This window comes from Caballeronia sp. HLA56 (assembly GCF_054655155.1).
The window spans coordinates 377,043-391,585 of the sequence record NZ_BAAHOB010000005.1 but is presented as its reverse complement, the minus strand read 5'-3'; the positions used below and the strand labels follow the sequence as shown (position 1 = coordinate 391,585).

The window sequence follows — 14,543 nt, the reverse complement described above, 5'->3', positions numbered from 1 at the left end:
GCCCCATACGACTTTTAATCATGGAATGCGAAGCAAACGTCTGCAATATGAGCCAAAGGTTTCCGACTGGAGTTGCAGTTGTGACTGGCGCCGCTAGCGGAATCGGGGCTGCGGTCATGTACGCGCTCGCAATGCGTGGCGTTGATGTGGCAGCGCTGGATATAAACGGAGACATGCTCAACCGCACAATAAGGCAAAGCGTGGCGTTGCCCGGGCGCATACGAGGTTTCGTGGTCAATATCGCAGATGCAAGTGCAGTCGAATCCGTTGTCGAGCGAGTGGAAGCGGCTTTCGGTCCGATCGGGATGCTCGCGAATGTTGCCGGGGTCTTGACGCTGGCCAGCGCGACATCGATAACGGACGACGAGTGGATGAAATGCTTTTCAGTGAATACTCATGGCGTGTTTAACCTGTCGCGTGCGGTCGCGTCACGCATGGCGGTACGTCGGTCGGGGGCCATCGTTACCGTCGGTTCGAATGCGGCGTTGGTGCCGCGCACGCAGATGGCGGCATATGCGGCATCGAAAGCGGCGGCTCACCAATACACCCGTTGCCTCGGGCTAGAACTAGCCGCGCACGGAATTCGCTGTAATATCGTCGCGCCTGGCTCGACAGATACCCCAATGCAGCGTCAGGTCTGGCATGACTTGGAAAACGGAACGGACGTGATTGTAGGAACGCTCGAGAAATATCGTCTCGGCATCCCTCTTGGCCGCATCGCGGCACCAGATGATGTCGCTGAAGCTGTACTGTTTCTCTTGTCGAACGCGTCGCGCCACATCACACTACACACGCTGTCTGTAGACGGTGGGGCGACACTCGGTGCATGACTTGCACCAATTCGCTGCCATTCCGAGTGAAGGGCCACGCGCCAAGCCGTGTCGCTCCCCTCCGGCGGCCGGTAGGCGACTGATCGAAGTCGATGCGTTATTAATCTAAAGTGACTGTCAGCCTCGTCTTGTTTCCGACGAGGCGGCGCAAAGCGAGGCGTCGTGCCGCATTAGCGTTCCCAACGTTCGAGCCGTAGCCTGCACTCAGCTTCAGGCAGGCGCGCATTTCTCTCAAGCATGGTTCGGAGCGCCCCGGCGGCGCGCGCTGTCTCTATCACAGCGGACTCCACCAGTTGGTCGAGAAGCCAGAGCGCGCCACGGACTTCGACGTGCTCATTTATGGCGAGTCGTCGCAGTTGACCATCGCCCGTAAGCAGCGGTATGCCACTCTTCTTCGCGAGGAAGTAACACGACATATCGGCCAACGATGGGTTCTCGTGCAACCTCGTGAGCTTGGAAAGCTGCCGAACATCGTCTGCGCTCATCTCTTCGACGATAAGTCCGCGCCCGACGAGCGGAGCCAGCGCAGGAGTGTCCAGCTCGAACGCAACGAAGTCCGTGCAGCAAAGCGAGAATGGCAATTGGAACAGTTCGTCAAGCAGCGCGGCATGGTGGAAATCAATCCAGATGTTTGTATCTGACACGTACACCTTCGGCATTAGGCCTCCAGCACAACGGCGGCCCCGTTAGCCTCCAGCGCAGATACCGGCTGCTGCAGGAATTCAGCTGCCCGAGATTGCGTGAATAACCCCTCCGCCAGCCCCCAATACACGAGCGACGCGAACCGCAAAGGTTCCTCTGCGCTCATTGCTTCCGGCTCGGCCGTCTTCCAGCCTTTCCTTGCCATCTGGATATTAAGAGACCGGAAGAGACTGTCAGCAATCAAGCCAAGATCTTTGAGACGGCGCATTGCCACTTGCATTGAAACGCCGTAGCCGCGCTTGGCAAGCATCAGTTCTTGCATGAGTACGCGATGCCGCACGCTACTTCCGAAATCAGCCCTGACGCGCTCTCGCGGATAGAGGAGGGCTGCCGCGAAGCGATGGCAGCATGCTTCTTTCTCCCGCTCGGGCATGTCTTCCGGAAGGGCCATAAGCCAGTGCCCCAATTCATGTGCGGCGGTAAATCGCTGACGCTCGCCCGGACGCTGGCGATTAAGCGCTACCAAAACGTGCCTCTTGTCCTGGGTGGCGACGCATGCACCATCGAATTTTTCGATGCCATCCAGCATCGCGACCTTGATGCCGTGCCCCTCCAATAATTCAGTCAGATTTGAGATTGCGTCGCTACCGAGACGCCATTCTTTCCGCAACTCTTCGGCTGCCCACTCAGCCTCGTCTAGATTCCCGACATGCAGCGACTGAGAGGGAAACGGCTTAACGGAAACTTCCGCGGCTTCAAAGCACTGTTCTAGTGCAAGGTAACGCTCCAGATGATCCCGTGCTTGTTCAATGACAGATTCTTGGTCACGCACGGGCATGCCAGAGAGCTTCCGAAATTCCACAGGGCCAAGTTCGACAGCATCTGAACGGAAAAAGTATTCAGGTTTCACGTCGAGGACCCGCGCGAGCTGCAGCAAACGCGCGGAGGTGGGTACAGCATCATCCTTTTCAAACTTGCTCAATGCCTGCTTGGTGATGTCGCCCATGCGTTGCGCCAGTGCATCCAAGCTCAGGCCTCGCAGCAGTCGCGCGCGGCGAATGCGGTCGCTTATCATAGTTTCCTCCCTGGTTGACAAATTATCTATTTAACGTTTTTTTGTCAACTACGGAAACTAGGGTCGGGGGTTGCGTCTGAGGGGGAGTAGCTATGCGCCCTAAAAAAATGGTTAAGCATCGACCGTTCGGATGAATCATTTTCTTTCAAAATGAAAGAATTATGTCGGCTGTGACCTCTCGGGACTGATCCATGGGCTTTAACATCTTTAACATGTTTTAACATCGCTTTAACATGTGCCGAATTGCCTCAAAGCCCCGCCAGTAAAGGGGTTTAGTTAATTAGGGCCATGTTAAAGGCTTTAACATTTTTTTGTTAAAGGGGGATTTTTTCTGCGCGTGAGAGACCGCTCTGTGTCCGGGTCAAAAAGCTGCCAGGTCTCAGATACCCCCTCCCCCTAAGGTCCCAGTGTCTCATCGTACAACTCGACCGTCTATGCACGGCGCATTGGGAAACTGCCGCTGCTGGCGATGGGCCAACGTCGCCATGACGGCGTAGGCGCTCATTTTGGCGACGACGCGGCATGTCCTAAGTCTTTTCGGCGAGATTCTGCACGGATGACCCACAAGAATGTGCCAACTCAATAACGACGTGGGTTTGCGGGGTGCACTTCGCCACTTTCTCGCCACTTACTTTAGGTGTCGGTGCTTCGGTCAGTCCCATCTTCTCGCGCCGTCGTGCATGCGCATTGACGACCGAGCCGAGGCCGCCTCCAGATAGACCATCGTCGTGCGAAGATCCCGGTGACGCATCACGCGCCTGATCGTCGGATTGGAACGCCGTGCTTACTCAGCAGGGCGGACTTCCCGCGCAGGCGGTGCGGGGTAAGGTCGGTAAGAGGGCACGCTGAGTTTGCGGATGTCGCGATTACCGTGCCGTCGCCGCCGGACAGGGCAGCTATCAAGCGCCTCCTATCGCCAATGTATGAGACTAGGAAGACGATCAGATGACCATAGGTCCATCGCCGCATACGACAGGCGTGATGCGCGCGAAAGGCTTCATACCTCTTTGGACAGCCGGCGCGGTGTCGACCTCAATGATGTGGCTCGAAATGCTAGCCGCCGCATTGTTCACCTTCAACGCGACGCATTCCGCTGTAGACGTTGCAGTAGTCTCCGCTTGTCGAAGTCTGCCGCTCCTTTTTAGCGGTGCGATTATGGGTGTGGTCGCCGATGCAATGGACCGGAAGAAAATCGTGCTTTTCGGTCTGTTGCTTGCAAGCGCTGCGTCAACGACGGTCGCGGTTCTGTCGTTGTTCGGGGCATTGTCTATGTGGCACCTCTGCGCTGCCGCGCTGGCAAGCGGTGTCGTTTATGCCACAGAGATGCCGGCACGACGACGTATGATCGCTGAGGCGGCGGGCGCGTCGATGGCCTCGCGCGCGGTTGCCGTCGACAGCATGACCAACTACGCGACTCGCTGTATCGGACCGTTGCTCGGGGGCTGGATCTATGGAACGTTAGGCGTTGCGACGTCGTATTCTCTCTCGGCGGCGGCGTCTCTTTTTGCCGCATCACTCATTTCTCGGCTTGAGACGATACAGGCAACAACCGCGGGGTTCGCCTTGTTCCGAATTCGCGAGGATCTCGTTGAGGCTTGGCGATATGCGCGCGACAGCAGAACGATCACCGCGCTTCTCATCGTGACGATCATCACGAACCTGTGCGGTTACAGCTACAACGTTCTGCTGACGCCTCTCGGCAAAGAGACCTTCACATTGTCAGCCTTCATGATTGGTGTGCTTTCCTCGGCGGAACCGGCAGGGTCATTTGTTGCCGGAGCAGTGATCGGAAGCGCTCGCATCCCGGGGAGATGTCTTTGTTGGTTGCTGGGCGGGTCGACCTTATTCTTTTTGGCGATTGGGATTGCTGGATTCGCGGGTGCGCATCATAGCTCCCTGGGCATGCTGCTTCTAATCCTCTTCATCGGCGGACTTGGAAGCGCTGCATACAACATATATCAGACCACTATCGTGATTGAGACCGTACCCGCTGGAATGCGTAGCCGGGTCTTTGGGCTGGTGACAGTAGGGATTGGCTGTTGGCCACTCGGAACGCTGCTGGCGGGTGCGCTCGCCACAGTGTTCGGACCGGCTGGAGCGTTGTTGGTGCTTGGCGTCACCGGCATCGCCGGTAATGGTCTTTTGGCACTGCGCGCCGCCAGCGCCAAATCACGCGGATAGTTCGGAACTGCGCGAGCCAATAAAACGAAACTCCAGCATACGACGCGCGGCGAAGGATGTCTCCGGCTCGTTTGCGGAAGCGCAGGCGCGCACGCCGCTTCCCGAAATCGTCCGATTGTGATGACGCGTGCGCAGCCGTTCGCGGAAACCGAATTTGATTGCCTCGAAATTAGAGACGGGCGCGCCGCCGGATTGCGCTTATGTCGTCGATGACCGGCACGAATGTGAGCATGAACAGTACGCAAGCCAGAGGAAACGCCGCGAGGAAGCCGATATGCGAGAAACCGATCGCGCCCACAAAGCCACCTAGCATGAACATGGCTTGCAAAGATCTCAGCAAGCGAAGTCCCGGGCGGTTGGCACGAACATAGTGTGATTTATCCGAGGGACAGCCCCGATTCCAGTAGAACGCTTTGCCGATTTCAATGCCAATATCGGTGATGAGTCCGGTCCGTGCGTAGTGCGGATCTCAGCTTTCGAGATCTTCGTAATCGTTGCGTTCTGCAGTCCCATGACGAAACAGAGAAGCGCCACGGTTAGCGGAGTGTCCAGCATCCTGTGTGTCAAGAGATGCGATCCGACCAGCGCAAAGGCTACAAGAAGCGCGGCCTCGAGCAGCAGCGGCGTCGCATAGATGCTGCGCGCGAGGCGCAGGCGTCCCCAGTTGATAAGAATCGCCGACGTCGCCGAGCCCGAGACGAAAGCCGTCACAGCGCAGGCAGCTGACAGGACGAGGGTAGTTTGACCGAGTACGGCATTATCGCCGATCGAGGTCCGGACATGTGAGACGTGTACTGCCCAACGGCTAGAAATCCACCCGCATTCGTCGCCCCGGCCACAAAGCTCAGGGTACAGTCAAGCCGCCGGTTTCCTTGATCGGTTCGGTCCGGTGAAGTCAGACCACGAAGAAAAGCGAGTGGCATAGGGCCTTCTGTTCTCTTAGCACGAAGGCTGAAAATATCATGTGCGAGACGAAGGGCGCTCCACACACCGCATACTTGGATAATGCGCGGCCCCCAGCGAGGGGAGGGGGAGAGAATGTCTGGGGCGTTTGGGCTAGGGACCGACCGTTCCGTCGAAGTTTTACACCCGCGAAATTAAAAGTTCAGGTTTAGGCCGCAGGCCTATGTCAGATGGAGGGGACGGATGATGGCCTTTCAGGATTTGCACAAAAATAAGGCGGGAAGAATTGAAAAAGGTGGATGCACGAGGAGATGACCGAATGCATGCGAACCGATAGGAGCACTCAACCGGTAATCGAAATCCGGCTCGAGCCGCCGATCCCGGTTTTCGCACCACCAGCCAGTTGCCGCGCGGCAAGTCGTTGGTTTCGACAAGGCGTCGCGCCGCACGCTTATGGTTAGCTCCGTTGGTGTCGGGCTGAGAGATATGGAACCTCGAGATGTGAAAACGCCCGGCGGGTGGCGTGGCCGGGCGTCTATGCTAACGACGGGTCGAATCATGAAACGAGTTGCATCTCTTCGTACACGCTTTCTGTGTGCGTACGGCGCTGGCGCCGATCCACGCGGCATCGCGCCGGCGGCCGCGAGTGCGACGCTCAGGCATGCTGCGCGTTGAACGCGTGACCGGATGTGACGTGCCGGTAGGCATCGAACATGTCCCCGTCGATGGCCGGCCCTACAATGGATCCCGCCGCGTGTCCTGCGGCGCTGCCGAGCAGGCCGGCCATCAATGCGCTGGTGAGACCTCGAATATCAAGTGGAAGGGGTCCACCGATCCCGCCGCTGCAGTACCGGCTTCGGCGTCAGCAAGCGCCATCGCGATACCGCTCGTCGCACCTGCGACACTGCCGATTGTGCTGCCTGCCATGCGTGCGACGTTGAGCGTGTAGATGTGTGCGGAACTGCAGCGCGGGCAGCGGATTGGTGCATCGCTTGCGGGGGAGATGGCCCGAACATGGAGAAGCCGGAGTCAGGCCAAACGGTGGGACTTGCCTGATCGGTGGCGATATGCCGCGCAATTCGAACGGCTCGACGTCGACGAAAGCGAACGAGTCGCGCTGCTGAAAACGGGGCTTCGACACCGGTTTGAGTATCGAATGCCGGGCGATAAGATGACGCAGATGGTCTGCGGGTGTGCGGCGCGTAATCTGGATAGGGCACATGCGCTTCCCACTCGTCAAACGGATAGGCGGCCCTTGGCGGCGCGGGAGAGGGCACCGGTATCGACGGACGTTGTCGCCAGCACGGGGCAGGATGCGAGGCCGATGCAGTGCGGGATGATCCTGTCGAATGACCCAGCGACGTATGTGGTCGCCGGCTCAGGGTCGGCAGTCGACATCGCTTGTTCTTCGTGTCATCGCGTTGAACCTGACCGTGGCATCGACCGCAGACACATTTCGGACTCTACATTCACCAAAGAGAGCCTAAAAGACTTCGTACCGCTGCTGGGGTTTGGCCCCGGGCGAAACTTCGGACCACGCCTGCTTTCGTATCCTGGCGCCTAGAGTACTGTATATTTACACACATTGTAGGCCCGTGTGGATTCGTCGATGCGCGGCCACGTCTTGATCGACTCAAAGGATGAGAGGTGCCATGAGCACGTTAGGTGAGTTCCTGGTGGACAAGCCGATCGACACACGCACTGAGATTGGCGCTTACGAATTTCTCTGGCAGCAGCCAAATTCGACAACGAAACGTCTGGCTGACTTGTTCGAGGCGAATCCAGGCAGTTTGCCGTCAGATCTTGTCGATGATGAGGACGCTGAACGCACGGCCCAAGAGGTAGTGAAGCAGCTATCGCGTAGGGGCATCAAGCGGTTTGGCGTTCGCATTAATGGCGCCCATGACTATCCAGAACGTTTGCGCCAAGCAACGGAGCCGGTGGAGTTGCTTTACTTTCTCGGATCTTGGGAACTAGCGGAATCGCCCCGCCGGGTAGCTGTTGTTGGCACGCGCAAGGTTTCGCCAGAAGGCATTGCGCGTACTCGCAAGCTCGTGCGCGCTCTGGTCGAATATGATTTCACCGTCGTCTCCGGGCTCGCGCAGGGTGTCGACACGATTGCGCACGAAACCGCAATCGAGCATGGTGGACGCACTATCGCCGTGATTGGCACACCGATTTCGGAAGTGTACCCTAAGGAAAACGAGGCGCTTCAGCGCAGGATCGCGGAGGAATACCTACTCATCAGTCAGGTTCCGGTGCTGCGCTATAAGAGCCAGTCATCGAAATGGAACAGGTTGTTCTTTCCGGAACGGAACAAGACGATGTCTGCGCTTTCGCAGGCGACGATTATCATCGAAGCAAGCGAGACCTCAGGAACATTGATTCAGGCGCAGGCGGCGTTAAAGCAGGGGCGAAAACTGTTTATTCTGGAAAGCAATTTTCATAATTCCGCAATCACATGGCCGGCGAAATATGAAAAGCTGGGTGCAATTCGGGTGCGTGAATTTGATGACATTATGCATGCCCTTTCATGACCGCAAGGATGCCCCCTCGTCTGACGGTTGTAGGGGCGCTTGAGCGTCCTGATCACTTTCATCTGCCCGAGCAGGCGAAATGCTACTTCTGGGGTGAATACACGCCCTACGAGCACACTGTTGGCGAGAAATGGAATTTCTCGCCAACGAACCAGCTCATGAGCAACTTGAAGAAAAAGATGGATCGCAGGGGCGCCGCAGATTGGCGATACAAGCAAGAGGCTATTGAGAAAGTGGGACGTGCATTCGCGCGGCTCTGGAAGTGGGAGCACATTTTGGATAAGCATCGCATCATGCTGGTCCCGATTCCTCCGTCGAAGGCGCGCGACGACGCAATGTTCGATCCGCGGATGCTTCAAGTTCTGCAAGCCGTAGCCCGCAATCTGGAGACCGAATTGGACATCCGCGATTGTCTCGGTTTTTCCGGTCGACACGGCGCTAGTCACGAGACTGACGCCCGGCCGACCCCGGAGGATCTATTTCTGGATCTAAGCTTTGACGCTAGCGTCGGCGATCTGGAGAATCAGCCAACCCATATTTTCGTGTTCGACGATATGCTGACGTCCGGCGCGCATTACGTCGCAGCAACGCGACGATTGGCGCTTCACTATCCGCACGCGGTCATGATCGGAAACTTCGTGGCCCGCCGCATTCTGCCGAACCCGTTTGCAGACCTTGCCGACGATCTCTGAGCATTTTGGTGGGGCTTGGGCTTTACCGTGACGGTTAAACGTAGTCCTCCAGGCGTGACGAGGAAAGATCTCGAAAACCATGTCGTCGAGGGGTATAAGCGTCTGTGTTATCTATTCGTGGAGGTCGAGACCTTTTCGCGAGCTGATTTGATGGGCTAAGTTGTAGAGGGCAAGGGTATTGCTGCAGATTGTTGGTCGGGACATAGTCCTGCTGACCGCGTTGTTGTTCTTGATCGGTACCTTGGTGTCGGTAGGGAAATGGACTTGGCACACCTCTGAAATTACCCCGGGTTTTTTTTGGTCAAGCTTCGACGCAGAGAGACAGTACCGCGTCGTGGCAACACAAGCCGTGCACGGCGCAGTAAGAAACAATTAGATACAAGTCCGAGCGCGCGCTACAATGTCTCGCGTCTCTTGGAGCCGGGCCTCCAGCAATTCCTTTCGGTACAACGACAGTCATGCGCACGATCCATCTGCCGGTCATCGAACAAATCGAAATCGACGACTATGTTCTTTATCCTGGGATGGATTCAGATCCGGGGCTCAATCATCGTTTCCTACCGGGCGTCAACGTTATCGTTGGCATCAATGGTATCGGCAAGACGACACTGCTCAGCATAATTTTTAGATTATTCACCGGGCCTCGCGACTTACGCGGCGGGGATGAACTCGGAGGAGCACAGCGAAGTCTCGCGACTATACGCTCAGACGTGTTTGCAGAGCGGGTCCCAGACCGCGCTAAAGACGCGATTGCGACGATTCGTTTTTCATTGGGCGGCCGCTTCATTGAGATCACGCGTTCGCTGGCGAATCTGCAACTCCTTGAGTTGAACTTCGACGGTACACGTAACGACACAGATTCAGCGTTAGAGATAGAGGATCAGTACAAGCGAGCAGTCTGCGAGCTTGCAGGAGTGGACGATTTTTTTGATTTTGTATTGCTTTTGCAGTATTTGTCATTCTACTTAGAGGATCGGCGTTCTCTCATCTGGGACACGTGGGCGCAGACTGAAGTATTGCGCATTTTATTTGCTCCTGACGATCTGCAAAAAACATATAAAGATAAGCTTGGAACTGCTCTGTCGGCGGACAGTGCGGCACGCAACACTCATCACGTGCTTACGAGAGAACGTACGCGCCTCTTGAGGCTTTTGGAGCAAGAAGCGCAATCTACGCCAGATGAACTCAAACTGCTTCGAGTGCAGGTCAAACAGATGGAGGAGCGGAGCAAGCAACTTGCCGAGCGGCTTTCTGAGCTAGATGAGACTCGACGAGCGCGCCGGCGAGATGTTGAGCAGCGACGTCATGAGGCGGAGCGGATCGAGCAGGAGGAACTGCGCCTTCGGGAACAGATGTTGGGAGCAATATTCCCTTCGCTCAGCGATTATGGCGCCTTTGTTCTTGCCAGCATCCAAGCGGGGCGTGGTTGTGTAGTCTGCGGCACGACCGACCACGATCATTTGAAGCATGTAGCAGATCATTTAAGTCATGCGATCGATTGCCCCATATGTGGATCGAAGCCTGCGCAGCAGGAAGGGCATGCCGTTGCTCCGACATTGGACGACCAGTCTGCGCAGCTAGAGACGCTGGCTCATGAACGAGAGATGCAAAAGAAAGCAGCAAATTCAGCAGCAGAAGACGCCAAACAGGCTTTGCAGGATTATCTCAGGGTTCAGGTTGAGAGAGATGAGTTGTCCGCTGAGCTAAGTGCATGCAGGCAAAAGCTCGAAGTTAAAGAAGCACTAATTGGTGGTGGCGCGCCAGAACAAATTATTAAGCTAGACGAGCGTGTTCGAGTACTTCAGGAGTCAGTTGACGAGCAATTGCAAATCAAAAGGCAGGCTCTGGAGTATTTGAAAGATCTTGTCGATGGTATTACTGAGAACGTTGAGGAATTTAAAGATAAGTTGATCGAGAGATTCGACGGGTTTGTGAAGGCGTTTCTTGCCGAGCGGTGTATTCTTGACTATAGAACCGTTCTTCGTAAAATCGGCCAAGGTGCTTCGATACAAATCGCATTTCCAGAATTTCATGTCTTAATGACGTCGGGCGTTTTTAGACACTCTGGAACCTCTCGCGAAAGTATTTCCTCAGTGTCAGAGTCGCAGAAGGAATTCATTGAGCTCGCATTTAGGATGACATTTCTTTCAATAGCTGCCGAACAGGGGCCTTGTAGTTTGGTAATAGAAACACCCGAGGCCAATCTGGATGCCGTTTTTATTCCGAAAGCTGGGGCAGCGTTGAATGATTTCGCGCGGGGTATTGATCCAGTTCGTGGCTTAAGAGAAACGCAAGCCGGGGGTAAGACACTTTCTCGAACTATCATTACAACGTCAAATTTGAATGGTAGCGAGATGATTCCGGCTCTGCTGGGCAATCAAGGCAGCGATGGCGATCCGCGAAACAAGGAAGATGGCGTCGGGTTTCAGCGATCTGACTATATTTTAAATTTGCTCGATTATGCAGCAAAGAGTCAAGCTCTTCGCGATTACTCCGCCGAATATTCTGAGAAGCTTGACGAGGCCATCCGATTGTCGGTCGAAGATTGATTTGCCATTGCGGAGGAGATAATGAGGCAATATCAACGCTTTTGGATTCTATCGCTGCTTAGAGGCATCGAGACCGCTGGATTGGCACCGCTGCCACTCGGAGAAATCAACGCCCTTGCTTATTTAGCGAACGCCGTCGCACCGTGCTTTGATTTGGAGCCGATGACATACACCGTGCTCAAAGAGCGTGAGGGCCCTCTTTATCCTGAATTAGTTTGGAATATAGATCGCCTTGTTGGAATGGGGCTCGTTCGCGTTTCTAATTTAGTTTTGAACGGTGCGTCTATTAAGTCTGTTTCTTATTCTATCACAGAGAATGGACTGGAAGTTATTGCTAAGTGCCGAAGAGCATCGACGCGATTTGAAATTGTGGCTGGCGCTCTCCACAGTGTTGCACTAGCGTTTTCGCGACATCCTAGTTCAATGGAAAACAGAAATCTTTTGGCATATGACGGTAATTATGCCAATAGTAGGTACGGTCTGGGCGATGTGGTCGACTTCGGTGCTTGGGATGATGAGAACAGCACCAGCGATGCTATCGAGATGGTTAAAAGCGAGACCTGGGATCGAAACCAGTTGCCAACGACGATGGCAGTTAATCTTTACGCCGATTACCTTGCGTCCGCCTCTTCAATGCAATCGGCGGAGGCGTCGTGAGGCCAAAATTTAGCGGCGGAATTGATGCTGGAGCGTTGAAGCGATCAGCGCATAAAGCAGATAGTTTGATCTCCGATGATGACCCCGTGGCTTGGGAGCCGGGATGGCTTGATTCCTTTCGTCGATGGGGGGCAAATTTATCAGCTGGTGAAACCGTTCTCTTAGTATTTTCAGAGTGTCCATCGATTTTGGGTAACTCGCGATCATGTGATCGTATTTTCAATATTGCGAACGAAGCTAAGTTGACCAGTGGAGTCTATATTGTAGGTAGAGCTGTGACTTCGAATGGATGGAAATATGGAGCGGCCAATGATTTTCAGACGTCTTGTCAAACAATAGTTTCTGACTCGGACGTGTGCCCTCTTCCCGCCGTAATTTTGGGGCGGAAGCCTGGTTATATGGTGTATTACCGAGCCGGATTGCTTGATGATGTTGATTCATCCATCGAAATTGATTTAGATACCGTCGAGTCGACCCTCGACGCGGGAACGTTACTGAACGCTCTGGACGTTTTTGCTTCGGAACAGCTTAATTCTCAGGAAATGAGGCGACAAATCTGGGATGATGCAAGCAAATTTATTCCGAGGGAAAGGGCAGAATCAATCGTGCAGGAAAATGTGCTGGTCGCACTTCGGGTAATGTTCACGGGTTATACAACACTGGCGGAGACAAATATCCCGATCGGTCGAACTGATCTCTTTATGATTAGCAAGAACGAAAAGGATCCTGCTCGTGGGTTGTTGGAGTTAAAAGTGCTCAGGAGCTTTTCTAGCACCGGGTCGAAGATTCACGAGTCTGTACTGAAGCAACACTTGATGGGTGGCCGGATACAGGCGCGGACCTACGGTAGCCAACTCGGAGCATGTATTCGCTTGCTATGTAGCTACGATTTGCGAAAAGATAAGAAAGAGGAGCTATTAGATGGAATAAGGAGTGAATGCGGAACCGATGGTGTCACATTCAAAAATTATCCAGTCCAGAACTCCTCCTCGAATGTTCGGGATGCGCTAGATCCGGTGATGTAGATGAAGCAGCCATTCGTCTAAAGTCTTATTTCCTTTAGCGGGTTGCTGCATTGATGAGCGCATCACCCGCACTGACTGACTTTTTACGAGGCAAAGTCCGATACGATCGGCTAATTCGCCGATGATGCTCGCGGAATCAATCTTAATATTCGCATAAGAGGAGTCACCAACCACGATGGCGATTTTTCCACTCGGTGAAAGAGCCGGCTTGATTCCCGAGAGGAGAAGGCTTATGTCCTCGAAATAGGCTTCCACCATTTCCGGCAAGCGCTTGTCCCACAGGTTCGCTCGCTCTGAATCAAGTGATGTGAGTGTCCTTTTCAGAGTTGGACTATTGTGTGCGGTCGGAGAGAAGTCCCAGCTCACTTGAACATGCGAGCGCAATGTGTTCAATCGGAGTTGGCGGTTATCTGCCGCGCTTTTAAAATAGCCGAGCATCCAAAGCTCTATATTATATATGTCGGTATAATCAAATGAATTCGGGTAGGGCGGCGAAAAAATGGCTAAATCGTGCAAGTCTGTTGCATTCTTTAGCTGTTTCCTTGCGTCACCTCGGAGAAGCGTGTAGGGACTTCTAGGGATTCCAGCGTGGTGGTATATGTCCTCGATCATGTTACTAACTGCCAGCACAAATCGAGCAAAGACGTCTTTCTCAGTTGTGTGGCGATTTTGCCATCCTTGCCGATAACGACGGCCCTTGCCATCAATGCGCACATTACTAGCTTCGATCAAGATCGATCCAAGCGCGACCATGAACAGTCTGCATACTTTTGGTTTTCTACATCCTAAAATGGACAATCGGATTTTTTCTATTCCCTTTGCGGCTCCGCGATCGAATAGCCAGCGTTCTTTCGTTCCTGGCTCTACAAATGTCGTGGGAAGTCTAGAGCGAACATCATCAATGGAAACTTTTATTGATTTTGCGCGGTCCAGTAACGCACCGGCCTCAAAGCTGATATCGACATCGCGGTAGTCGCTTAATTTCGCTTCGATGACATCAGAGAGAAAAGGGTTCACCTCGATTAACGTGGGTTCGATACCGAGAAATTGTGCGACGACACCTGTTGTGCCCGAGCCGGCGCAGCAATCCAGAATTTTCTTTGGAGGTTGCGGTAACGTGCCGATTACGTCGTGGACAAGTTTCGGAGAAAATGCCTCCTTGAACCTGAACCAACGCTGAAATGCCAGCTGGTCACTGCGTTGGTATGTGCTAGGCGCTGGCGTTGACCAGCCGCTCATCCAGGCGTCGAGGTGCGGATTGGTCTCAAGCAAAGTGCCCCCAAGGTAGAGTGATTTTTAACGGATTCGATCTTATTTGACGCAGGCGATATGTCAACTCTGCCGACCAACCGGGAGAGCATAAATTGTGTTGTAACGTAGGTTCGTAGGCTTTGCATTGGCGGCCGATGGTTCGTGCGCCGCGGCGGTAGGCTCCTGACCCGAACGACCGAC

General features: G+C 54.4%; 11 protein-coding genes and 1 pseudogene. 7 read left to right on the top strand and 5 right to left on the bottom strand.

The window, feature by feature from the left end; all coding sequences use genetic code 11:
* Window positions 1–20: 20 nt before the first annotated feature.
* Window positions 21–830: a 2,3-dihydro-2,3-dihydroxybenzoate dehydrogenase gene (locus ACYQ47_RS21245; RefSeq protein ID WP_459906702.1), complete on the top strand. Its 810-nt coding sequence runs from the start codon at window positions 21–23 to the stop codon at window positions 828–830.
* Window positions 831–1,000: 170 nt separating this feature from the next.
* On the opposite strand, the gene ACYQ47_RS21240 is transcribed toward ACYQ47_RS21245, so the two are convergent.
* Both ACYQ47_RS21240 and ACYQ47_RS21235 read right to left on the bottom strand, forming a co-directional pair.
* Window positions 1,001–1,489, bottom strand: coding sequence for a PIN domain-containing protein (locus ACYQ47_RS21240; protein WP_459906700.1), 489 nt, complete (start codon window positions 1,487–1,489; stop codon window positions 1,001–1,003).
* Window positions 1,489–2,547, bottom strand: a complete 1,059-nt coding sequence (locus ACYQ47_RS21235) for a helix-turn-helix domain-containing protein (protein WP_459906698.1) — start codon at window positions 2,545–2,547, stop codon at window positions 1,489–1,491. The genes ACYQ47_RS21240 and ACYQ47_RS21235 overlap by 1 nt, the downstream gene beginning before the upstream one ends.
* Window positions 2,548–3,492: 945 nt before the next feature.
* Between ACYQ47_RS21235 and ACYQ47_RS21230 the strand changes: the two genes are divergently transcribed.
* A complete protein-coding gene (locus tag ACYQ47_RS21230; RefSeq protein ID WP_459906696.1) occupies window positions 3,493–4,728 on the top strand; it encodes an MFS transporter in 1,236 nt (411 codons plus the stop codon).
* 169 nt (window positions 4,729–4,897) lie between these two features.
* Here ACYQ47_RS21230 and ACYQ47_RS21225 read toward each other — a convergent pair.
* Both ACYQ47_RS21225 and ACYQ47_RS21220 read right to left on the bottom strand, forming a co-directional pair.
* Window positions 4,898–5,651: pseudogene (locus tag ACYQ47_RS21225) on the bottom strand (YoaK family protein).
* Between the two features lie 635 nt (window positions 5,652–6,286).
* On the bottom strand, window positions 6,287–6,418 hold the full coding sequence (locus ACYQ47_RS21220; protein ID WP_459906694.1) for a hypothetical protein: 132 nt from the start codon (window positions 6,416–6,418) through the stop codon (window positions 6,287–6,289).
* 865 nt (window positions 6,419–7,283) lie between these two features.
* On the opposite strand from ACYQ47_RS21220, the gene ACYQ47_RS21215 reads away from it, so the two are divergent.
* The 5 genes from ACYQ47_RS21215 (at window position 7,284) to ACYQ47_RS21195 (ending at window position 13,091) form a co-directional block, all read left to right on the top strand.
* Entirely contained in the window at window positions 7,284–8,168 is an 885-nt protein-coding gene (locus tag ACYQ47_RS21215) for a DNA-processing protein DprA (protein ID WP_459906692.1), read from the top strand.
* The gene (locus ACYQ47_RS21210) at window positions 8,165–8,860 is read left to right on the top strand and encodes a hypothetical protein (protein ID WP_459906690.1); all 696 of its coding nucleotides are present in this window, start codon (window positions 8,165–8,167) and stop codon (window positions 8,858–8,860) included. The genes ACYQ47_RS21215 and ACYQ47_RS21210 overlap by 4 nt, the downstream gene beginning before the upstream one ends.
* A 458-nt stretch (window positions 8,861–9,318) precedes the next feature.
* Entirely contained in the window at window positions 9,319–11,409 is a 2,091-nt protein-coding gene (locus ACYQ47_RS21205) for an AAA family ATPase (protein ID WP_459906688.1), read from the top strand.
* Window positions 11,410–11,430: 21 nt separating this feature from the next.
* The gene (locus tag ACYQ47_RS21200; RefSeq protein ID WP_459906686.1) at window positions 11,431–12,066 is read left to right on the top strand and encodes a hypothetical protein; all 636 of its coding nucleotides are present in this window, start codon (window positions 11,431–11,433) and stop codon (window positions 12,064–12,066) included.
* Entirely contained in the window at window positions 12,063–13,091 is a 1,029-nt protein-coding gene (locus ACYQ47_RS21195; protein WP_459906684.1) for a hypothetical protein, read from the top strand. Before ACYQ47_RS21200 ends, ACYQ47_RS21195 begins: the two co-directional genes overlap by 4 nt.
* On the opposite strand, the gene ACYQ47_RS21190 is transcribed toward ACYQ47_RS21195, so the two are convergent.
* Window positions 13,074–14,330 carry an SAM-dependent methyltransferase gene (locus ACYQ47_RS21190; protein ID WP_459906682.1) on the bottom strand — a complete coding sequence of 419 codons (1,257 nt, stop codon included), beginning with the start codon at window positions 14,328–14,330 and terminating at the stop codon, window positions 13,074–13,076. The genes ACYQ47_RS21195 and ACYQ47_RS21190 overlap by 18 nt on opposite strands.
* Window positions 14,331–14,543 lie beyond the last annotated feature (213 nt).